The 21,626-nt window shown below is 30.3% G+C and carries 19 protein-coding genes; 10 read left to right on the top strand and 9 right to left on the bottom strand.

Translation table 11 applies throughout. The annotated features are described in order from the left end of the window. Position 1 precedes the first annotated feature (1 nt). From GQS57_RS01660 to rpmH, 6 genes are all read right to left on the bottom strand, one after another. On the bottom strand, positions 2 to 1,171 hold the full coding sequence (locus GQS57_RS01660) for an ABC transporter permease (protein WP_165730581.1): 1,170 nt from the start codon (positions 1,169 to 1,171) through the stop codon (positions 2 to 4). Between the two features lies 1 nt (position 1,172). Then, entirely contained in the window at positions 1,173 to 2,165 is a 993-nt protein-coding gene (locus tag GQS57_RS01655) for an HlyD family secretion protein (protein ID WP_165730579.1), read from the bottom strand. A gap of 13 nt (positions 2,166 to 2,178) precedes the next feature. Further along, the gene (locus GQS57_RS01650) at positions 2,179 to 3,534 is read right to left on the bottom strand and encodes a TolC family protein (protein ID WP_165730577.1); all 1,356 of its coding nucleotides are present in this window, start codon (positions 3,532 to 3,534) and stop codon (positions 2,179 to 2,181) included. Positions 3,535 to 3,561: 27 nt separating this feature from the next. Next, positions 3,562 to 4,146, bottom strand: a complete 585-nt coding sequence (locus tag GQS57_RS01645) for a TetR/AcrR family transcriptional regulator (RefSeq protein ID WP_165730575.1) — start codon at positions 4,144 to 4,146, stop codon at positions 3,562 to 3,564. A 176-nt stretch (positions 4,147 to 4,322) separates the two neighbouring features. Next, on the bottom strand, positions 4,323 to 7,178 hold the full coding sequence (gene carB / locus GQS57_RS01640) for a carbamoyl-phosphate synthase large subunit (RefSeq protein WP_165730573.1): 2,856 nt from the start codon (positions 7,176 to 7,178) through the stop codon (positions 4,323 to 4,325). Between the two features lie 107 nt (positions 7,179 to 7,285). Further along, positions 7,286 to 7,447 (bottom strand): 50S ribosomal protein L34, encoded by a 162-nt coding sequence (gene rpmH / locus GQS57_RS01635; protein WP_036820926.1) that lies wholly within the window; start codon positions 7,445 to 7,447, stop codon positions 7,286 to 7,288. 224 nt (positions 7,448 to 7,671) lie between these two features. On the opposite strand from rpmH, the gene GQS57_RS01630 reads away from it, so the two are divergent. From GQS57_RS01630 to GQS57_RS01615, 4 genes are all read left to right on the top strand, one after another. Then, the gene (locus GQS57_RS01630; RefSeq protein ID WP_165730571.1) at positions 7,672 to 9,285 is read left to right on the top strand and encodes a CTP synthase; all 1,614 of its coding nucleotides are present in this window, start codon (positions 7,672 to 7,674) and stop codon (positions 9,283 to 9,285) included. 211 nt (positions 9,286 to 9,496) lie between these two features. After that, positions 9,497 to 11,374 (top strand): membrane protein insertase YidC, encoded by a 1,878-nt coding sequence (gene yidC / locus GQS57_RS01625; RefSeq protein ID WP_165730569.1) that lies wholly within the window; start codon positions 9,497 to 9,499, stop codon positions 11,372 to 11,374. Positions 11,375 to 11,703: 329 nt separating this feature from the next. Continuing rightward, positions 11,704 to 12,060 (top strand): DUF6567 family protein, encoded by a 357-nt coding sequence (locus GQS57_RS01620; protein ID WP_165730567.1) that lies wholly within the window; start codon positions 11,704 to 11,706, stop codon positions 12,058 to 12,060. Between the two features lie 69 nt (positions 12,061 to 12,129). Further along, positions 12,130 to 12,285, top strand: coding sequence for a hypothetical protein (locus tag GQS57_RS01615; RefSeq protein WP_165730565.1), 156 nt, complete (start codon positions 12,130 to 12,132; stop codon positions 12,283 to 12,285). Positions 12,286 to 12,873: 588 nt separating this feature from the next. On the opposite strand, the gene GQS57_RS01610 is transcribed toward GQS57_RS01615, so the two are convergent. Then, positions 12,874 to 13,488: an FMN-dependent NADH-azoreductase gene (locus GQS57_RS01610; protein ID WP_165730563.1), complete on the bottom strand. Its 615-nt coding sequence runs from the start codon at positions 13,486 to 13,488 to the stop codon at positions 12,874 to 12,876. Positions 13,489 to 13,602: 114 nt separating this feature from the next. Between GQS57_RS01610 and GQS57_RS01605 the strand changes: the two genes are divergently transcribed. After that, the gene (locus GQS57_RS01605) at positions 13,603 to 13,977 is read left to right on the top strand and encodes a helix-turn-helix domain-containing protein (RefSeq protein ID WP_165730561.1); all 375 of its coding nucleotides are present in this window, start codon (positions 13,603 to 13,605) and stop codon (positions 13,975 to 13,977) included. A 281-nt stretch (positions 13,978 to 14,258) separates the two neighbouring features. Here the strand turns inward: GQS57_RS01605 and GQS57_RS01600 are convergent, their stop codons facing one another. Beyond that, positions 14,259 to 15,458 (bottom strand): class I SAM-dependent RNA methyltransferase, encoded by a 1,200-nt coding sequence (locus GQS57_RS01600; protein WP_165730559.1) that lies wholly within the window; start codon positions 15,456 to 15,458, stop codon positions 14,259 to 14,261. Positions 15,459 to 15,638: 180 nt separating this feature from the next. On the opposite strand from GQS57_RS01600, the gene GQS57_RS01595 reads away from it, so the two are divergent. Then, complete coding sequence (locus tag GQS57_RS01595; RefSeq protein WP_165730558.1) at positions 15,639 to 16,364, top strand: class I SAM-dependent methyltransferase; 726 nt, start codon at positions 15,639 to 15,641, stop codon at positions 16,362 to 16,364. Continuing rightward, positions 16,361 to 17,038, top strand: coding sequence for a ZIP family metal transporter (locus GQS57_RS01590; protein WP_165730555.1), 678 nt, complete (start codon positions 16,361 to 16,363; stop codon positions 17,036 to 17,038). Before GQS57_RS01595 ends, GQS57_RS01590 begins: the two co-directional genes overlap by 4 nt. Positions 17,039 to 17,145: 107 nt before the next feature. Here GQS57_RS01590 and GQS57_RS01585 read toward each other — a convergent pair whose 3' ends face one another. Then, positions 17,146 to 19,329, bottom strand: a complete 2,184-nt coding sequence (locus GQS57_RS01585; RefSeq protein ID WP_165730553.1) for an ATP-dependent DNA helicase RecQ — start codon at positions 19,327 to 19,329, stop codon at positions 17,146 to 17,148. 140 nt (positions 19,330 to 19,469) lie between these two features. Between GQS57_RS01585 and GQS57_RS01580 the strand changes: the two genes are divergently transcribed. From GQS57_RS01580 to GQS57_RS01570, 3 genes are read left to right on the top strand one after another with little or no spacing between them, the layout of a single operon-like run. Then, a complete protein-coding gene (locus tag GQS57_RS01580) occupies positions 19,470 to 20,438 on the top strand; it encodes an SIS domain-containing protein (protein ID WP_165730551.1) in 969 nt (322 codons plus the stop codon). Next, positions 20,438 to 21,265: a twin-arginine translocase subunit TatC gene (gene tatC, locus GQS57_RS01575; RefSeq protein WP_165730549.1), complete on the top strand. Its 828-nt coding sequence runs from the start codon at positions 20,438 to 20,440 to the stop codon at positions 21,263 to 21,265. The genes GQS57_RS01580 and tatC overlap by 1 nt, the downstream gene beginning before the upstream one ends. After that, positions 21,240 to 21,587 carry a carboxymuconolactone decarboxylase family protein gene (locus tag GQS57_RS01570; RefSeq protein ID WP_165730548.1) on the top strand — a complete coding sequence of 116 codons (348 nt, stop codon included), beginning with the start codon at positions 21,240 to 21,242 and terminating at the stop codon, positions 21,585 to 21,587. The genes tatC and GQS57_RS01570 overlap by 26 nt, the downstream gene beginning before the upstream one ends. The last annotated feature ends 39 nt before the right edge of the window (positions 21,588 to 21,626 follow it).

Here is a 21,626-nt window from a genome sequence, read left to right as displayed (position 1 = left end):
TTTAAATGCTGTGATTAAACTTCCCTTTTAAAAACAATCTTTTTAACTTAAACCAACTTATTGAAATCGGCACAATACACAGAACAACTAAGATAATGATTGCCTTTAAAGAGTAAAATACAGGAAAACCTCGTTGCGATTGATCTAATAATAATTCAAAGAAATGGGTAAACGGAAAAACCTGACTCAACCATTGCAATATTTCTGGCATTCCAAAAATTGGAAATGTAATTCCTGAAAAAGAAAGACTTACAGCACCAAAACCAGAACCAATTGTTAAGGCTTCTCTAAAACTACCACTAATAGCAATAAAGAATAATGCAAATGATTGATTTGCTAAAATCAATAAAAGTAAACCAACTAAAACGGTTGTTTTACTACCAAAAAAAGGAAAATCTTGCCATACGTACATACTTAATAGTGTAATAATGCCTACAAATAAAAACCAAATAGTATAAGGTAAAACTTTTCCTAAAATAATAGCAGATAAACTTCCGTTTGTAATGCTCAATAACTTATTTCCTTTGCTATATTTTAAATCTGCTCCAAAACAATAAATAGTGGTTAGCATTACAAATAATTGAAAAAACATCGTTAAAAACCCGGTATTTAAGTAATAAGAGTAATTTGTATACGGATTAGACAATACATGATTATTTGCTTTTATAGGTTGATAATTCACCAATGCTTGTTGCTTTGAAACTCCTTTTTTACGTTGCTTTTCTATGTTTACACCAGCCGAAATTGTTCCAATTACTTTTCGAAATGCTTTGTATTCTAAACCACCAGCCAATAAAAAATTACTATTGTACTGGTTGATGATGTTTACTTGTTTTCCACTTTTTAAATCGGCTTCAAAATTTTGAGGAATTGTAACGACACCATACGCTTTTCCTAAGCTAATTAATTCTTCTCCTTTTTGCTGATTTATAGGAAAAAAACCAATTTTAATATCTGGCGCAGCATCTAACTGAGTAATTATATTTCTTGAGGTTGCAGTATGATCTAAATCTACCACAGCAACAGGTAAATCTCTAGCAACACCTTCACTTAAAAGCGTATTGAAAAACAAAATGGACACAAAAGGCAATATTACTGCAAGAACAAAAGTCGACTTACTGTTAAATAACAGTGCGATCTCTCTTTTTGCAATCCGTAAAGAGGGTTTCATTTTAATCATTAAATTGAGAATAATCAATTAAAATACTCATTCCAGGTCTTAACTCTACTTCTTTTTCAACAGGCATCGCCTTAATTTCAAAAGTTCTAATATCAAAATCTCCAGTAGCTTTTGTTGCACTCCAAGTAGCATAATCTCCTAAAGCAGCCACATAATAAATTTTAAATTGTACTTTTTTATTGTTTAAAGCGGGAATCGTTGCTTCAAAAACACTTTCTTTTTTAAAATTGAAAAGACTCGTTTCTTTAATATTTAAGATAGCGTAACTATTTGTTAGATCAACCAAATGAGCCACTGGGTAACCTGCTCCTATTAACTCTCCTTCTTCTGGTAAAAAATCAAGAACTTCTGCATCTATAGGTGCAATAATATTACGCTCATTTTTGTAACCTTCTAACTCAATTAAAGCGCCATCTGCTTGTTTTACCATTGCTGTTGCAGCATCTATATCTTCATTTCTAGCACCTTTTTTTGCCATTTGATACATACTTAATGCCGCTTCTTGGTCTTTTAAGGCAACTTCTTTTTTAGCAAATATTTCATCTCGTTTTTGTTCAGAAATTACACCATCCTCAAATAAGTTTGCCATACGAGTGTATGTCTTATTCATTACATTGGCTGCGGCTGTTGCTTTTTCATAGACACTTTTTGCAGCTCTAATTTCTTCTGACCTTGCTCCATTTTGTGCTTTGTTCTTTTGAGCATTAGCAGCATCTCTTAAAGCTAACGCTTGTTGCTCTTTTGCCATAATTTCTGGACTTAAAAGCGTTGCTATCAATTGTCCTTTTTTTACACTTTCTCCTTCTTTTACTTCAAAAGAATTGATACGTGTAGGTATTTTAGACGACAAATAAATTTCTTTTGCTTCTATTCTACCTTGTAAAACAACTGATTTAGGTTTCGTTAAAAACCACACACCTGTAAGAACTATAATTGAAATAATTACAACACCTATTAATGATTTTATAAATTTTGGATTTCTCATTTTAATTTTATTATTAATTTTGATTTAAGAAAGAAGCTGTTTTTCCTGTAAGTACCATTAACTCTCCGTAAGCTACATTGTACTCATATAAGGCTTTTATTTTATGTAATTTAATTTCTGATAACTTTAGAGTTGCGTCCATCACTTCTAGTGAAGTTCCGGTTCCTTCTTCAAAGGCACGTGTTCTCATAAACTTTAGTCTTTTTGCCAATGCTTCATCAGTATGTAAACTCTCGTATTGCTCCAGTTCCTTTTGCATGGTATTATACAATTTTTCTGTGTACGTAGTTAAATTTAATCGTGCTTGTCTGTCAATTTCTTCTACTTGAGAAATTTTGTATTTAGATGCTTTTATTTTATGCTCTCTTTGAAAACCGTTAAACAACTCCCACTCTACACCAACACCAACAAACCATTTGGTATCTACTAATGGCAAATTATCTTTCCAAAGGATGTATTTTCCCGAAACTCCTACTTTCGGAAAATAATCACTCTTTTCTACTTGTACACCTACTTTTGCTAACTCTTGATTTTTTTCAATGATTTTTAACTGTTCATTTTCAGTCAACATATCATTGGTAAATTCTTGCAAAGGTTTTACAATGGTTGGTTCCTTAAATTCACTACTGAAACCAGAAATTGAATTTACTCCTATTAAATTCTGAACAGCCGTAGTAGCCAAATCGACATCTTTTTTAGCGCCTAACAACTCTCTATTTGCATTAGACAAAGCTACTTTAGCGTTTAAAGTTTCTACTTCTGGAATAATACCATTTTCGAAAAACTTAGTTGCTTGGTTGTTATGTAACAAAATAACATCATATACTTCTTGTCTTAACTGCACCGCTTCCTGTGCTAATTTTAACTTAAAAAAGTAATTGATTAACTGAATCGTTAATACATCTTCTTTAATTTTATGCTTGGTTTCTGACAATGCTAATTTTATTTCTGAAGCTTTGTTAGCGGCATTAATTTTTCCACCTGCATAAATTGGCATCGATATGTCTGCAGTAGCAAACCCCATATTTTTTTCTTGCAGAGTAAAATCCCAACTTCCTAAAACGGATGCAGGATCTGTAATTCCTAACAAACCACCCACCATATTTCTTTGCTCATTTAAATCTGCCGAAATATCTTTATCTAAATGCATATAGGTACCAGAAACACCTATCGTTGGTAAACGCAATCCTTTTGTAGCTTTGTGCTCTTCTTCCATCGCTTTTACTTCAAAGCTAGAGGCTTTTGCATCTCCGTTTTTAGACAACATTAAATCATACGCTTGCCTTAAGGTAATATCTTGGGCGTTTGTAAATGTTGTTATAAAACCTAATACAACAGAGAAAAATACTCCTATTCTATTCAATTTCATTGATTTATTTTTTAAATTGATATTCACTTATTTTAAAATATTTAAAATATTGTCAGTTAGTTTATCTACATCATCTATAGTAACTTCTTGTTCTCCAAAAATATTTTTTCTTGTAAAATTGATATAATCCACGGCATAAACCAAAATGTGATAATGCAATTGATACACCGTTGTTTCTTTCGAAATTTCTCCAGATTTCACTCCAATTTTTTTTATGCTGTTCATTAACTCAGCACTTTTTTCTTTAATGATTTCTGATGCAAAAAAGTTTTCATTATGTAGCAATTGATAAAAAAACTTAGATGCATTTGGCTCATCTAAAAAGTAAGTTACTCTATTTCTAATAAACTCTTCTATAAGTGGTTTAATAGTATTTGAGTTTATGGTTAATAAATATTCTAGCTCTTTATATAAAGAGTCTACCTTATCATGATAAAGTTCATTTATTAAATCTTGTTTACCAGTATAAGTTCTATACAAATACCCACCACTTACGTTTGCCTTTTTAGCAATCATTGCAATTGTAGTTGCTTCAATACCATGTTCTACAATGGTATGCATAATTGCATCTTTAATTCTTGCTATTTTATCTTCATCAATTTTACGCGCCATACTTAGAATTATTTTCCGAATACAAAGTTATGAATAAATGTTCATTCATTTATTAAAAGAAAATATTTTTTTATCATTAATAAATATAAAACCTTAAAGTATAAGCATAAAAAAAGCATCCAAAAATACTGAAAATCAATATTTTTAGATGCTTAATATAAAGTTTTACTTGAATATTACTTATTCAAATACATTTTACGTCTTGCGTATAAATCATAAAACTGATCGTCTCTTAAACTATCAATAAATAAAATACTTTCACCAGTAGACTTCATTTCTGGTCCTAGTTTTTTATCAACGTTCGGGAACTTGTTAAAAGAAAATACAGGTTGCTTAATTGCATACCCTTCTAATTGAGGATTAAAATTAAAATCTGTTACTTTATTATGACCTAACATTACTTTAGTTGCATAGTTTACATACGGTTCTTTGTATGCTTTTGCAATAAAAGGTACTGTTCTAGATGCTCTTGGGTTTGCTTCAATAATATAAACAATATCATTTTTAACTGCAAACTGAACATTTATCAATCCTACCGTTTTTAATTCTGTTGCAATAGTACGCGTATGATCTTTAATTTGTTGTAAAACTAAATCTCCTAAATTAAATACAGGTAAAGTAGCATTAGAATCTCCGGAATGAATTCCACAAGGCTCTATATGTTCCATTATTCCAATAATGTACACATTACCATCTGCATCACAAATTGCATCTGCTTCTGCCTCTATCGCTCCATCTAAGTAATGATCTAATAGCAATTTATTACCAGGCATTCTTCCTAATAAATCAACAACATGTTTTACAAGCTCTTCTTTATTGATAACAATTTTCATTCCTTGTCCTCCTAATACATAAGAAGGTCTTACTAAAATAGGGAAATCTAATTCGTCTGCTAAAGCCAAAGCTTCATCCGCAGTTTCTGCGATACCAAACTCAGGATAAGGAATGCTATTGTTTTTTAACAATTCAGAGAAAAGACCTCTATCTTCCGCTAAATCTAAAGCTTCAAAAGAAGTACCAATAATTTTAATTCCGTATTTAGTTAACTTTTCAGCTAATTTTAATGCAGTTTGCCCTCCTAACTGTACAATAACTCCTTCTGGTTTTTCATGACGAATGATGTCGTATATATGTTCCCAAAAAACAGGTTCGAAATATAATTTATCAGCTGTATCAAAATCTGTAGAAACTGTTTCTGGATTACAGTTAATCATAATCGTTTCATAACCACATTCTGCAGCTGCTAAAACACCATGTACACAACAGTAATCGAACTCAATTCCTTGTCCAATTCTATTTGGTCCAGAACCTAAAACGATGATTTTCTTTTTATCAGTTACAATACTTTCGTTTGCAATAATAATTTCTCCGTCTGCAGTTTCAATCTCGTTTTCGAAAGTTGAATAGTAATAAGGAGTCTTTGCTTTAAATTCTGCAGCACAAGTATCAACTAATTTAAAAACACGTTGTACTTTTAATTCTTCTCTTTTTGTATAAACTTCGCTTTCTAAACAGCCCAACATATGCGCTATTTGTCTGTCTCCGTATCCTTTTTGTTTCGCTTCTAATAATAAGTCTCTGCCTAAAGTATCAATTTTGTAGGTAGAAATTTCTTTTTGAAGTTGAAATAACTCTTCATATTGTTTTAAATACCACATGTCTATTTTTGTGATATCGTAAATCTGAGTTAAAGGAATTCCCATAGCAATGGCATCGTAAATTGCAAACACACGATCCCAACTTGCATTGGTTAATTTTTCTATAATTTGATTGTAGTCTGTGTACCCTTTACCATCTGCACCTAAACCGTTTCTTTTAATCTCTAAAGACTGTGTTGCTTTGTGCAATGCTTCTTGGAACGAACGTCCAATCCCCATTACTTCTCCAACAGATTTCATTTGTAAACCTAAAGTTCTGTCTGAACCTTCAAATTTATCAAAATTCCAACGTGGTATTTTTACAATTACATAATCTAAAGTTGGCTCAAATAAAGCAGATGTAGATTTTGTAATTCCGTTTTCTAATTCATCTAATGTATACCCAATCGCTAATTTTGTAGCAACTTTTGCAATAGGATATCCTGTTGCTTTAGACGCTAAAGCGGATGAACGAGAAACACGAGGATTAATTTCAATAGCAATAATATTTTCTTTTTCGTCTGGCGACACTGCAAACTGTACGTTACAACCACCTTCAAAATCTCCAATAGAACGCATCATCTTAATAGACATGTCACGCATTTTCTGATACGTTTTATCAGAAAGTGTCATAGCAGGTGCTACTGTAATAGAATCTCCAGTATGAATTCCCATAGGATCCATATTTTCGATAGAACATATAATGACAACGTTATCGTTTTTATCACGTAATAATTCTAATTCGTATTCTTTCCAGCCCATCATTGCTTTATCAATCATCACCTCATGTATTGGTGATGCTTCTAAACCAAAACTTAAAAGTTGGTCAAAATCTTCGGCTTTGTAAACAATAGAAGCTCCTGCCCCACCCAAGGTGTAAGAAGAACGAATTACTAAAGGAAAGCCAAATTCTTGTGCAATTTCTTTACCTTTTAAAAATGAAGTAGCTGTTGCTTGAGGCGCCATTGGCACATCAATCTTTAACATTAACTCTCTAAACTGCTCTCTGTCTTCTGTAATATTAATAGCATCAATGTCTACACCGATTAATTTTACATTAAAATCTTCCCAAATTCCTTTATCATCTGCTTCAATACAAAGGTTTAATGCGGTTTGCCCACCCATTGTTGGTAAAACAGCATCAATTTGTGGATGCTCTTTTAAAATTTGAATGATAGATTTGGTTGTTAAAGGCAACAAATAAATATGATCAGCCATAGATGGGTCTGTCATAATTGTTGCAGGATTTGAGTTGATTAGAACTGTTTCTATTCCATCTTCTCTTAAAGAACGTAAAGATTGTGAACCAGAATAATCAAATTCACAAGCTTGTCCAATAACAATTGGTCCAGATCCAATAATTAAAACTGATTTGAGGTCTTTTCTTTTTGGCATTGTAAGTTGTTGTGTTGTTAAGTTTTACAAAAATAGTTAGTGCTTGGGTATAAAAAAAGGCATTACTTAAAAAAGTAACACCTTATATATTAACAAATGTTAATCATTTATTTTTTATGTCTAGTTTCAGTAGAAACAGAAATTTTCTTTCTTCCTTTAGCTCTTCTACGAGCTAAAACCTTTCTACCATTAGCAGAAGCCATTCTTTCCATGAAACCATGTTTATTTCTTCTCTTTCTCTTTGACGGTTGGTAAGTTCTTTTTGGCATTATCTGTATTTTTAAATGTCTTCTATTATTATTTTACTGCTTTAAATTCTACTCTTTTAAAGCGTTGGCAAATATACAACTGTTTTTATTTATGGCAAACACTATTTTAAAAAAAAATGAAATATTTTTTAACGAGACAAAAGTACAAGTTTTGTAAATCTTTTCACCTTTTTTATTTGACAGAATTTTTAGAGTTAGTACTTTTGCGCAAACCTAAGAATACCATGAGTAATACTAAATATGTTTTTGTAACAGGAGGCGTAACATCATCCCTTGGAAAAGGAATTATTGCTGCATCATTAGCAAAATTATTACAGCAAAGAGGATTTTCTGTAACTATCCAAAAATTAGACCCTTATATTAATATAGACCCAGGAACTTTAAATCCGTACGAGCATGGAGAATGTTATGTTACAGATGATGGAGCAGAAACAGATTTAGATCTAGGTCATTATGAGCGTTTTTTAAACATTCCTACAAGTCAATCTAATAACGTAACTACAGGTAAAATTTATCAATCTGTAATTAATAAAGAGCGTAAAGGAGAATTTCTAGGAAAAACGGTGCAAGTGATCCCTCATATTACAGACGAAATTAAACGTAGAATCCAGATTTTAGGAGAAACGGGAGATTACGATATTGTAATTACAGAAATTGGTGGAACTGTTGGTGATATTGAATCTTTACCATATGTAGAGTCTGTTAGACAAATGCTTTGGGAAAAAGGAGAAGATAATGCTATTGTTATTCATTTAACATTGGTTCCTTTTTTAGCTGCTGCAGGTGAATTAAAAACAAAACCTACGCAACACTCTGTAAAAATGTTAATGCAAAGTGGTGTGAGTCCAGATATTTTAGTGTGTAGAACAGAGCATGAAATTTCTGACGACATTAAACGTAAACTGGCTTTATTTTGTAATGTGAAGCAAGAAGACGTAATACAGTCTATAGATGCAGAGACTATATATGATGTTCCTAACCTAATGTTAGCGCAAGGTTTAGATACCGTTGTTTTAAATAAATTAAAGCTTTCTTCTAAAGGAGAACCAGAATTAAAAGTTTGGAACAACTTTTTAGAGAAACACAAAAACCCAAAGCACGAAGTAGAAATTGCCTTAATTGGTAAATATATTGAGTTACAAGATTCTTATAAATCTATTACGGAAGCTTTTATTCATGCAGGTTCTACTCATGAAACTAAAGTAAAAGTACGTTGGGTACATTCAGAAAGTTTAACGCCTAAAAATGCAGAGAAAAAACTAAAAGGTGTAAATGGTATTTTAGTAGCTCCTGGTTTTGGTGATAGAGGTATTGAAGGTAAAATTAGAGCCGTAAGATATGCAAGAGAAAATAATATTCCTTTCTTCGGAATTTGTTTAGGAATGCAAATGGCGGTTATTGAATTTGCAAGAAACGTTTTAGGTTTAGAGAATGCAAGTTCTACAGAAATGAACAAAAGCACTAAAGACCCTGTTATTAATTTAATGGAAAGTCAGAAAGATGTTACCGAAAAAGGTGGAACCATGCGTTTAGGTGCTTGGGATTGTGAGTTGAAAAAAGATTCTAAAATATACAAAGCTTATGGATCTGACATGATAAGCGAGCGTCATAGACACCGTTTTGAGTTTAACAACGATTATTTAGAACAAATTGAAGCTGCCGGAATGAAAGCAACAGGTTTCAACCCTAAAACAGGTTTGGTAGAAGTTGTAGAAGTACCTGCACATCCTTGGTTTGTTGGTGTTCAATACCATCCAGAATATAAGAGTACCGTTTTAAAACCACATCCTTTATTTGTAGATTTTATTAAAGCTGCCTTAAAACAGTCTCAAAAATAAAAAAGTATTTAATTAAAAGCAGTCGAAACTTAAATATTTCGACTGCTCTTAAAGTGACATTATAAAAATTAGGAATACTATTTGAACTACATAGTTAGTATCAAAAATAAAGTAGCAAAAATTATATAAAGCTGCTTTTTAACTACATTTGTCGCGTTTTTATCAAAAGATATTTTTGGTTTAATGACAAATTGACATTTTAAAATAACACATGGAACAAAAAAAATTCGATATCAATTCTTTTATAGGAATGTTATTATTAGGAGGTATTTTATTATACTGGATTAACTCTACCAAACCAGATGAAACTACGGATCCTTCTACGAATACTGAACAAATTGTAGACACTACAAACAACACATCGAATACTTTTACAGAAAACACACCTGTTTTTGAAAACGATTCTTTAAAACAAATTGCTTACACAACTAAACTTGGTGCTTTTGCACAAAGTGCAATAAAAGGTTCTAACGGTACTTCTGTTTTAGAAAATGACTTGGTTAAATTAACCGTTAGTAATAAAGGGGGACAAATTATAGAGGCTGAAATTAAGAATTATAAAACACACGATTCTTTACCTTTATATATGATAAAAGACAAAAACGCGTCTTTTAACATCAATTTTGGTACTACAGACAATAGAATTTTAAACACCAAAGACTTATTCTTTGAACCTTCTATTTCTAAAAATGGAGAAAGCACAATACTTTCTATGAAATTAAAAGTTTCAGACACACAATTTTTAGAATATAGATATGAGATGAAACAAAAAAATTACATGGTTAATTTCGCGGTTCGTTCTCAAGGTTTAAGCAATGTAATTAACTCTTCTACCCCAATTAATTTAGATTGGTCTTTAGATGGTTATGCACATGAAAAGAGTGTAAAGACAGAAAACACTATGTACTCTCATCTGTACTATAAAACAGAAGATGATGTAGATTATTTAAACGCTGGTAACACAGAAATTTTAAATGATGTAGATTGGATTTCTTATAAACAACACTTCTTTACATCTATCTTATTAACTGATACTCCTTTTAATAATAGTACTGTAACTTCTACAGATCTTATTAAAAATGAAGAATTAGATACGGTTTTCACAAAACGATATGAGTTAAAAACTCCGTTAGAACTAGCTAGTGGTGAATTAAATTATAACATGAAATGGTTTTACGGACCAAGTGATTATAACTTATTAAAGACTTTTGAAGGTACTGATTTAGATCATACAGCAGATTTAGGTTGGGGAATTTTTGGTTTCTTAAACAGAACTGTATTTTACCCAGTATTTAATTTCTTAAAAGGATTCTTATCTAACTACGGATTAATTATTATTTTAATGACAATTGTTGTTAGAATCATCATGTCTCCGTTAGTATATAAATCTTACTTATCAAGTGCTAAGATGAAGGTGATTAGACCTGAGTTAACGGCTTTAAATGATAAATACCCTGGGAAAGAAAATGCTATGAAACGTCAGCAAGAAACCATGGCTATTCAGCGTAAGGCTGGTGTAAGCATGTTATCTGGTTGTATTCCTGCCATATTACAAATGCCAGTTTTCTTTGCATTATTCAAGTTTTTCCCAACAAACTTAGCCTTAAGACAAGAGAACTTTTTATGGGCAAATGATTTATCTTCTTATGATATGATTTATCAATTGCCAATTAAAATACCTTTTTATGGAGATCACGTAAGTTTATTTCCAATATTAGCTTCTGTCGCAATTTTCTTTTACATGAAAATGAACCAAAGTCAGCAAGCAAATATGCAGCCACCTACACAAGAAGGTATGCCTGATATGGGAAAAATGATGAAGTATATGATTTACTTCTCTCCTATTATGATGTTGTTTTTCTTTAACAACTACGCAAGTTCATTAAGTTTGTACTACTTTATTTCTAACTTACTAACGATTGTTATTATGTTGGTAATTAAGAATTTTGTTATTGATGAAGATAAAATTCATGCTCAAATAGAAGAAAACAAAAAGAAACCGGAAAAGAAGAAAAGTAAATTCCGTCAAAAAATAGACGATGCTATGAAGCAAGCACAAGAGCAACAAGCACAACAAAAAAAGAAGTAACTAAAAGGTAAAATATTTAGATCATAAAAAATCCAAAACTTAATTGTTTTGGATTTTTTTTGTTTAAAAAAGAAATAGTAATTCACAAATAAAATACCTAAAAATAAAACATATTCTTTCCTCCTAAAACAGTTAATATTACGGAAACCCGTAAGTTTATTAAAAAAAATGAAAGTAATTTTAAATAATTAAAATATAAGTCAAACCTTAATTTAATTTATCAAAAACATTGAACTTATTTAAATAAAATAGATCACAATAAATAATGTCTGAACAAGCTGAAAAAGGACTTTAAAAAGGAGTAGGCAAAATTATATAACATCAATTAAATGAAAAAAACTTTTATTATTATGGTTATTGCTGCTGCACTAACATCATGTAAAACATCAAGCTTATATAGTGGCGGTTATCAACAACAAAATCAGACTCAAACAATTTTATCAAGTTCAAATTTTAATGTACTAGGTAGTTTTACAGGTACAGTTACAGAAAAAATATTGACAGGAAACATTACAAATAAAGAAGGAATTATCTCTAGAGCTAAAGCTAAAATGTTAGAACAAGCAAAAGCAGCTGGTGTAGAATTAATTGGTAGTAGAGCTCTTGTAAACGTATCTGTTGATTTAATTGAAACTAAAAAAAGAGTTTCAGCAACTATGACTGCAGAAATAATAGAGTTTAAATAATAACTGAGATCGGTTTTTTAAAGCAGTAACTTTAATAAAAGTAATAACAAATAACCTAAATTTAATAATATGGATTTTATTATCGGACTTGTAATAATCGTTGTAATCGTTTTTTTAATAAGAGCATTTGGAGCGTGGATGCTTAGAATTGATGAAGTTATTACTAATCAAAAATTAATTTTAGAAGAATTAAAAAAAGCTAATTCAAAGAAACAAGTTGAATAAATAATTACAAAATTGATATAAAAAAGCCTTTAAAAGACTGAAATTTATTCAGTTTTTTAAAGGCTTTTTTCATTAAATTTATCTAAAAGTTTACCAACAAGTCTAGCCCTGATTGAAGTGGTATCCTTTTTGTTTTTCACAAAAAGATATAACGGAAAGCAGGAAATAGCTTCAAAAAAAAAAGAAGTTATCTAAAAAAAGATTTTTTGTCAATCTGAATTTATTTCAGATTCTTATGAAGATTGAACTTCAATAAGTTGAGATACTGAAACAAGTTCAGTATGACAAGATTTAACCTTTTTTAGATAACTTCTTTACTATTATAGTATAAATTGCTTTGTAAAAAAAAGACACTATCCTAAAATCTGTGTAAGTTAAAAACTAACAACCTATAAAATATTTTTGATATTTTACTAAAAAAAGAATCAATATAGAATTATTACATCCAATTTCCCCCAGTATTCCTCTATAATTAGCTGTTTTAAATTATATTTTTATTCCCTTAAATCATCGGTTCAAGAGAATACACCAACTATATAGGTATTTAAAATTCTTTTTTAAGCTATATTTAATTTATTATATACAGTATTAATACCATTTATTGCTTAGAACTTCGACTTCTTGTTTAGCTTTTTCCAAAATTTCTGTCGCTTTGTCTTGGTATTGTTGTAAGCCAAATGCTGTAATACTTTCTGATGGTATGCCCATAAATCCAAAACAGGTAGCAACTAACGGAGATCCAAAATTAACATTTTTTAATGGTTCACTATTAAAATCGCCTCCACTTGTCATTAGTAATACTGCTTGCTTATTCCCACACAACCCTTTAGGCCCTGTTGCTGTTTGTGTAAATGTTTTACCCGCACTAATTACGGTATCAAACCATGCTTTTACAGTAGCAGGAATTGAAAAATTATAAAGAGGACTTGCTAAAACAATAAAGTCGGCATCTAGTATTTGTTGTACTATTTTATCATTATGATACATTCTTTTTTGTTCATCTTCACTTAAATCTACACCACCAAAATTTCTTTTTACATATAGATTAAGGTTTTCTTCTAACAATAAATCAGGAGCTGTTTTAGCCAAATCTAAAACAGTAATTTTTGTTTTATCTTTATTTAATGCTGTAAAATGATCTACTAATATTTTAGTATTAGATCCTATTCTTGGTGTATAATTTACTATTAATGTGTTTTTCATCTTCTTATCTTTATTTATAACACAAAAATATATAATTTTGCTATACAATGTATATCGATATACAAAAGTATAGCAGTATACTTTAGTATACCAATAATCTATTTTAAGAGTATTATGAATTTAGAAAACAAACATAAAGAGATACACACACATCAAGAATGTAAGACTTTTATTCTTCCGGTGCGTGATGTCCTTGAACTGATAGGCGGAAAATGGAGATTGCCTATAATTATTGCACTTTCATTTCAAAACCACCGATTTAAAGAGTTAGAGCGTCAAATAGTAGGAATTACTCCTAGAATGTTATCTAAAGAATTAAAGGATTTAGAAGTAAATGGATTGGTAAATAGAACTGTTTTTGATACAATGCCAGTATCTGTAGAGTATAGCCTTACCGATTACGGAAAATCTTTAGATAAAGTAATAGAAACTATAAGAGATTGGGGTGTAAAACACAGAACAAAAATAATAACAGACGAAACTAGTTAAAATTAGTAGAAAGAAAAACTTTCAAGTATAGGTCTAGAAATAATTAAGCTTTTTATTGATAACCAAGGCTGACAAACAAATCTATCCCTGATTGAAGCAATTTTTTGAACTCTTTTTTATTCCTTTTCAGTATAAAATAAGCAAGTATCTTTCGACTACGCTCAATATAAACTCCAAGCATTAAATAGCTTCAAAAAAAAAGAACGTCCTATATAATTAGAACGTTCTTTACTTATTTTTTTTAACAGATTGCTATGTAAACTTGCAATGACAAAAAGAATCTAATCTTCCGTTTCTGTTTCTACTTCTGTATCTGAATCCTCTTTACGTTCTTTAAACTTACGAGTTCCTTCATACAAATCGTACTTTACAAACTTACAGTTTAAATCTCCATTTTTAAGGGCAATTCTTTTAGAAGTCCTTAGTCCTACGCATTTTAAAGCATCTGTATCTGAAGTAATTAACCAAGCTGTAGAACCAGGATAATTATTTTTAAGTGTATCTCCTATTTTCTTATAAAACTCTTCTGTATCAATGTTTAAACGCTCACCATAAGGTGGATTAAATAAAATAGTAGTGTTACCAAAAACTTCTTTTGTTGAGTTAAAAAAGTTAACGTGGTGCACCCCTATAAAATCATCTAAATTGGCATTTGCAACATTGTCTTGTGCTTTTTGTACCGCAGAAGGCGCTTTATCAAACCCCATTATTTTAAAATGAGAAGAACGTATTTTCTTTAATAAGGATTCTTGAATGGTAAAATACAAATCTTCATCATAATCTTTCCAATTCTCAAAAGCGAATAATTTTCTGTTGATGTTTGCCGGAATATTACAGGCAATCATAGCAGCTTCAATTAAAATGGTACCAGAACCACACATTGGGTCTATAAAGTTTTCCTCTCCAGTATAACCAGACAATAAAACCATACCTGCAGCCAAAACTTCGTTTATTGGCGCAATATTAGTCGCTGTTCTATACCCTCTTTTATGCAAAGAATCTCCGGATGAATCTAAAGAAACGGTTAACCAGTCTTTTTGAATGTGAATGTGAATTTTTAAATCTGGATAATCTAAATCTACATTTGGTCTTTTACTATATTTATGTCTAAAGTAATCTGCAATTGCATCTTTAGATTTTAAAGAGATATAATGTGAGTTAGACGTAAAATTCTTAGAATTTACGACAGCTCCTATTGCAAAGGTACCTTCAGTTTCTAAATAGTTTTCCCATTTAATTTTCTGAATTGCTTCATACAAATCTTCTTCATCGTAGATTTTACAAACTTTAATCGGTTTTAAAATTCTTACAGCTGTTCTTAAAGCAATATTTGCTTTGTACATAAAACCGCTATCCCCTCTAAAAGAAACCATTCTAACTCCCTCATTAACATCTTGTGCTCCTAGGTCTCTTAACTCTTTTGCCAAAACACCTTCTAAACCGAAAAGTGTTGTTGCTGTCATTTTAAAATCTTTGTTCATGCTCATAAAATTGACTGCAAAAATACTATTTATAAATAGCTTTTATACTAATTAAGAAATTCATTTTACAGAACGTAAGATTTGGTTACTTTTACAGACTGAAATGTCTATAATGGCAAAAGTCTAAGAATGGCCAATAGCAATGAAAGTAATTCGCTGGTTATTGCAAATTTTATAAAAATGAAAACAAAAGATTGGTTTACAGATTGGTTTAATACCCCTTACTATCACACACTTTACAAGGAACGAAATGACGATGAAGCGCAATTGTTTATGAAGAATATTACTTCTTTTTTAAGCTTGCCAAAAACAACGCATATTTTAGATTTACCATGTGGTAAAGGGCGTCATTCTGTGTTTTTAAACTCTTTAGGTTATACTGTTACTGGTGGTGATTTGGCAGAAAACAGTATTAATGCTGCAAAAGAATTTGAAAATAATACATTAAAATTTAATGTGCATGACATGCGCAAACCTTTTCATCATACGTATGATGCTATTTTTAACTTATTTACAAGTTTCGGGTATTTTAAAGACGATAAAGAGGATATTTTAATTCTAGAAAACATTAAAAACGGCCTGAACAAAGACGGATTTTTTGTATTCGACTTTTTAAATGCCGAAAAAGTAAAGCTGAATTTAGTAAAGAAGGAAATAAAAACTGTAGATAATATTACCTTTCACATTGAAAGAGAAATAAAAGATGGGTTTATCTTAAAGCATATTTCTTTCTTTGCTGATGGAGAAAACCACTCTTATACAGAACAAGTAAAGTATTTAGACCTTGCTAAAATGACCACATTTTTAGAAAAAGTAGGATTTACAATTACAAGCGTTTTTGGAAATTACAACTTAGATAACTTTGAAGCTAAAACTTCTGATCGATTAATTATTATTGCAAAATGAGTTATGTCTTATTATTAACAGCAGTTTTTATTGGTTCTTTACTGGTCTATATAATAAAACCAAGTAAAAAAGCTGTTCGTCTATTATTAGCTTTTAGTGGTGCCTATTTGTTATCTGTTACTATTCTACATTTACTGCCAGAAGTATATGCTGAAACTACAGAATATAAAAAAATAGGAATTTTTATATTAATCGGAATTATTATTCAGTCTGTATTAGAATCTTTTTCTAAAGGAGCAGAACACGGACATATTCATATTCATTCTGATGGTAAAGAGTTTCCAACCTTGTTATTTATAAGTTTGTCTTTACACGCCTTTTCCGAAGGTTTACCTATTCATCACGCAGGTGATAATTTGTTATGGGCAATTATAGTGCATAAAATACCAATTGCATTTGTTTTAACAACCTTTTTAATTCAGACAAAATACTCTAAAAAAATAACGTTTATTTTCTTGATTGTTTTTGCATTGATGAGTCCTCTTGGATTATTATTAGGTGATAAAATTCAATTTTTCACAACCTATGCAAAAGAAATAACAGCTATAATTATTGGTGTCTTTCTTCATATTTCTACCATTATTCTTTTTGAAGGATCGGAAAATCATAAATTTAATTTGAAAAAATTTATTGCCATTATTTTAGGAGTATTACTTACTATTTTTACTTTATAGAATTTTACTTCTTTTACAAAACAAAAAAGCACCTATTTCTAGGTGCTTTTTTGTTTTGTAATAAATATTCTACTAATAATTTTCTTTGTACTCTATAAGAACCTGTATTAATTAGCTACTTCATTTATAAATTTAATTCGCATTAATCTTAATTCCTCTTCATCATAATCACCATCAAATTCATCTAAAGACTCTTGTATATTATCAGAATCTGCTTCCATAAAATAATCATGAATTTCTTCTTGTTGATCTTCGTCTAGTAAATCATCTAAAGCATAATCAATGTTCAGCTTCGTTCCAGAAAAAATAATTCCTTCCATAGCCTTAATTAATTCTCCCATTTCAAGTCCTTTTGACTTTGCAATATCTTCTAAAGGTAATTTTTTATCCGTATTCTGAATAATAAAAAGCTTTAAGCCAGAATTTGTCCCTGTACTTTTTACTATTAAATCATCTGGTCTTAGAATTTCATTTTCTTCTACATAAGTAGCAATTAATTTTACAAAATCCTTTCCAAATTTTCTTGCTTTACCTTCTCCTACTCCATGAACTGTAGAAAGCTCCGCTAAGTTAATTGGGTATTTTAAAGCCATATCATCTAAAGATGGATCTTGAAAAACAGCAAATGGAGGCACTCCTTGTTTTGTTGCTACACTTTTACGTAAATCTTTTAATAGTTTTACTAACTTATCATCAGCAACACCTCCTGAAGATTTAGCATTTGTAATAATAGAGTTATCATCTTCTTCACTATAAGAATGATCTTCTGTCATCATAAAAGAAGTAGGATTCTTTATATAAGCATCTCCCTTTTCAGTTAATTTAACAACACCATATTGTTCTATTTCTTTCTTTATTAAGTTCACCACCAAAATCTGTCTGATTAGTGCCATCCAATAAAGTGCAGATTTATCTTTACCACTTCCAAAAAAGGGTTGTAAATGCGTTTTATGAGAAGTTAATAAAGCATTTTCTTTTCCTACTATTGTATTTACAATCTCTTTAGATTTATACTTTTGTAAGGTCTTTTTTACAACATTTAATAAAAGTTGAACGTCTTCTTTAGCTTCGTGTTTTTTCTTCGGATTTCTAGAGTTGTCATCCATATCTGCTCCATCTCCATGTTCAGCGTCGAATTCTTCGCCAAAATAATGCAACAAATATTTACGTCTGTTCATAGACGTTTCTGCATAACCAACCACTTCTTGCAATAATGCATGCCCAATTTCTTGCTCTGCAACGGGCTTGCTTGCCATAAATTTCTCTAACTTTTCTATATCTTTATACGCATAGAATGCTAAACAATATCCTTCTCCGTCATCACGACCCGCTCTACCTGTTTCTTGATAGTAACTTTCTAAACTTTTAGGAATGTCATGATGAATTACAAAACGCACATCTGGCTTGTCTATTCCCATACCAAATGCAATCGTAGCAACTACTACATCACAGTCTTCCATTAAAAACATATCTTGATGCTTTACTCTTGTTTTAGCATCTAAACCTGCATGATACGGAACTGCTTTAATTCCATTTACTTGTAAAATCTGAGCAACTTCTTCAACTTTTTTCCTGCTTAAGCAGTAGATAATTCCAGATTTACCCATTCTTTGTTTTACAAAGCGAATAATATCTTTTTCTACTTCCTTCGTTTTTGGTCTTACCTCATAAAATAAATTAGGTCTATTAAATGACGCTTTAAATCTATTCGCTTCCGGAATCCCTAAAGTTTTTAAAATATCTTCTTGTACTTTTTCTGTTGCAGTTGCCGTTAAACAAATAACAGGTACATTATCTATGGCCTTAATAATATGTTTTAGATTTCTATATTCAGGTCTAAAATCGTGTCCCCATTCAGAAATACAATGCGCTTCATCAATCGCTACAAAAGAAATCTTCTGAGTTCTTAAAAAAGTAACGTACTCTTCTTTTATCAAAGATTCCGGCGCTACATACAAAAGTTTTGTAATTCCGTTCGTAATATCTTCTTTAACTTGAGCTACTTCTGTCTTATTTAAAGATGAATTTAAAACATGTGCCACACCATTGTGTTCAGAAATACCTCTAATTGCATCTACTTGATTTTTCATTAAAGCAATTAATGGAGAAACTACGATAGCAGTTCCTTCTGTCATTAATGCAGGTAACTGATAACAAAGAGACTTTCCTCCACCTGTTGGCATTATTACAAAAGTATTGTTATTCTCAACAATACTTTTAATTACTTGCTCTTGTAAACCTTTAAATTTATTAAATCCAAAGAACTTTTTTAGAGGGGTATATAAATCCATTTTTATTAAATATTATTTTAACTTTAAAATCAACTCACAAACATACTATTATATTTGCTCTAATTATTATTTATAGTAAATTTGCTTGTTTCTTAATCTAAAGATATAACTTTTTTTTATTCTGATAAAACACCAAACATTTGAAAAAGACAAACACAATTATAAATACTGCCAGAGAAACTATTTTAACAGAAAGTAATGCTATTGCTAATTTAGCAAAATTAATTGATGCGGACTTTGAAGAGGCCGTTAATTTTATTTTAAATTCTAATGGAAGGGTTATTGTAACCGGAATTGGTAAAAGCGCAAACATTGCTGCTAAAATAGTTGCTACATTTAATTCTACAGGAACACCTGCTATTTTTATGCATGCTGCAGATGCTATTCATGGAGATTTAGGAAATGTACAACAAGACGATGTTGTTATATGTCTTTCTAAAAGCGGTAACACTCCAGAAATTAAAGTTTTAGTTCCATTGATAAAAAATTATGGAAATAAAATAGTAGCAATTACAGGAAATGTAGACTCCTATTTAGGCGAACATGCAGACTTTACATTAAATGCTTATGTAGAAAAAGAAGCGTGCCCAAATAACCTAGCACCAACAACAAGTACAACTGCACAATTAGTTTTGGGTGATGCACTAGCTGTTTGTTTACTAGATTTACGTGGTTTTACAAGTAAAGATTTTGCAAAATACCATCCTGGAGGCGCTTTAGGTAAGCGTTTGTACTTAAGAGTATCTGATTTGGTAGAGAAAAACCAAGTTCCTGTTGTTAACGAAACAGATAGTATTGCTAAAGTTATTGTAGAAATTTCTGAAAAAAGATTAGGGGTTACTGCTGTTTTAAATAAAGAAAAATTAACCGGTATTATTACCGATGGAGATATTAGAAGAATGCTTTCTAAATCTACACAAATTTCTCAAATTACAGCAAAAGATATAATGGGTAAAAACCCAAAAACTATTTTAGAAGATGCAATGGCGGTAGATGCATTAACTTTAATGGAAAAAAACAGCATTACACAAATGTTAGTTGTAGATCATAAAAACAAATATGTTGGTGTCGTACATTTACATGATTTAATTAAAGAAGGTATTTTTTAATGGCAGAGCAACAAAAAGAAATGTCCTTTTTAGGTCATTTAGAAGAATTAAGATGGCACTTGGTAAGAAGTGCTGCCGCAATATTTATCATAGCAATTGTATTATTTGTGTTTCAAAAAGAAGTGTATGAAAACTTCTTATTAGCACACAGAAAATCCGATTTTATAACCTATCAACTATTTTGTGATTTTTTCACTTTTTTTAAGTTGGATAGTAGCTTTTGTAATGTTGTTTTTAAAGATAACTTAATAAGTTTAAAGCCCACCCAACAATTAATGAATTCTATTTGGTCTTCATTTATATTGGGTATTATACTAGCTTTCCCATATTTATTATGGGAAATTTGGCGTTTTGTTGCACCTGGATTAACAAAAAAGGAAGTAAATAAGTCTAGAGGATTTATTTTTATAGCTTCTTTTTTATTTTTCTGTGGTATCGCATTTAGCTTTTATGTAATTGCACCTATTTCTATACACTTTTTGTATAATTATCAAATTACAGATTTAATTCAGAATAACTTTACAATGGACTCTCATATAGGTTTAGTGACCAATATGTTATTAGGTGTTTCTATTTTATTTGAATTACCTGTTTTAGTTTACTTTTTAACCAAAATTGGTTTGGTAACACCAGAGTTTTTAAGAAAATATAGAAAACATGCTTTAGTAGTTGTATTAATTTTAGCAGCTATTATTACACCACCAGATGTTGCTAGTCAAGTAATTGTAGCCATTCCAATTCTTATTTTATATGAAGTAAGTATTAGAGTTTCTAAAATAGTAATAAAAAAACAAAATAAAGATGCACGAAAAGGTACAGGAGTTTAATGACTATCGTCAGAAAATGAACGATAAAATTTTAGATTCTGACAATAAAGTTATAAAAAGGATATTCAATTTAGACACAAATACCTTTAAAGAAGGTCATTTACCAGTTAAAACAAAAGAGCTTTTAGGTTTAGTGGCTTCTGCGGTTTTACGTTGTGATGATTGTGTTCAATACCATTTAGAAGCTGCTATGAAAAATGGAGTTACTAAAGAAGAAATGATGGAAACGATGTCTATTGCTACCTTGGTTGGTGGTACTATTGTTATTCCGCATTTAAGAAGAGCTGTTGAGTATTGGGAAATGCTTCATGAAAAGGTTTAATTGTTGAATTGTTTAAACGTGTAATTGTTAAATCTTTAT

Source organism: Polaribacter sp. 20A6 (assembly GCF_011378915.1).
Taxonomy (GTDB): Bacteria; Bacteroidota; Bacteroidia; order Flavobacteriales; family Flavobacteriaceae; genus Polaribacter; species Polaribacter sejongensis.
This window is presented reverse-complemented; position numbering and strand designations above follow the sequence as displayed.

Excerpts from the sequence above, each read along its gene's own strand:
- GQS57_RS01645 (WP_165730575.1), bottom strand. The coding sequence starts at position 4,146 with ATGGCGCGTAAAATTGATGAAGATAAAATAGCAAGAATTAAAGATGCA.
- GQS57_RS01630 (WP_165730571.1), top strand. The coding sequence starts at position 7,672 with ATGAGTAATACTAAATATGTTTTTGTAACAGGAGGCGTAACATCATCC.
- GQS57_RS01650 (WP_165730577.1), bottom strand. The coding sequence starts at position 3,534 with ATGAAATTGAATAGAATAGGAGTATTTTTCTCTGTTGTATTAGGTTTT.
- GQS57_RS01585 (WP_165730553.1), bottom strand. The coding sequence starts at position 19,329 with ATGGATTTATATACCCCTCTAAAAAAGTTCTTTGGATTTAATAAATTT.
- GQS57_RS01615 (WP_165730565.1), top strand. The coding sequence starts at position 12,130 with ATGGATTTTATTATCGGACTTGTAATAATCGTTGTAATCGTTTTTTTA.
- GQS57_RS01595 (WP_165730558.1), top strand. The coding sequence starts at position 15,639 with ATGAAAACAAAAGATTGGTTTACAGATTGGTTTAATACCCCTTACTAT.
- yidC (WP_165730569.1), top strand. The coding sequence starts at position 9,497 with ATGGAACAAAAAAAATTCGATATCAATTCTTTTATAGGAATGTTATTA.
- GQS57_RS01620 (WP_165730567.1), top strand. The coding sequence starts at position 11,704 with ATGAAAAAAACTTTTATTATTATGGTTATTGCTGCTGCACTAACATCA.
- rpmH (WP_036820926.1), bottom strand. The coding sequence starts at position 7,447 with ATGCCAAAAAGAACTTACCAACCGTCAAAGAGAAAGAGAAGAAATAAA.
- GQS57_RS01610 (WP_165730563.1), bottom strand. The coding sequence starts at position 13,488 with ATGAAAAACACATTAATAGTAAATTATACACCAAGAATAGGATCTAAT.
- carB (WP_165730573.1), bottom strand. The coding sequence starts at position 7,178 with ATGCCAAAAAGAAAAGACCTCAAATCAGTTTTAATTATTGGATCTGGA.
- GQS57_RS01660 (WP_165730581.1), bottom strand. The coding sequence starts at position 1,171 with ATGAAACCCTCTTTACGGATTGCAAAAAGAGAGATCGCACTGTTATTT.
- GQS57_RS01590 (WP_165730555.1), top strand. The coding sequence starts at position 16,361 with ATGAGTTATGTCTTATTATTAACAGCAGTTTTTATTGGTTCTTTACTG.
- GQS57_RS01655 (WP_165730579.1), bottom strand. The coding sequence starts at position 2,165 with ATGAGAAATCCAAAATTTATAAAATCATTAATAGGTGTTGTAATTATT.
- GQS57_RS01570 (WP_165730548.1), top strand. The coding sequence starts at position 21,240 with ATGCACGAAAAGGTACAGGAGTTTAATGACTATCGTCAGAAAATGAAC.
- tatC (WP_165730549.1), top strand. The coding sequence starts at position 20,438 with ATGGCAGAGCAACAAAAAGAAATGTCCTTTTTAGGTCATTTAGAAGAA.
- GQS57_RS01600 (WP_165730559.1), bottom strand. The coding sequence starts at position 15,458 with ATGAACAAAGATTTTAAAATGACAGCAACAACACTTTTCGGTTTAGAA.
- GQS57_RS01605 (WP_165730561.1), top strand. The coding sequence starts at position 13,603 with ATGAATTTAGAAAACAAACATAAAGAGATACACACACATCAAGAATGT.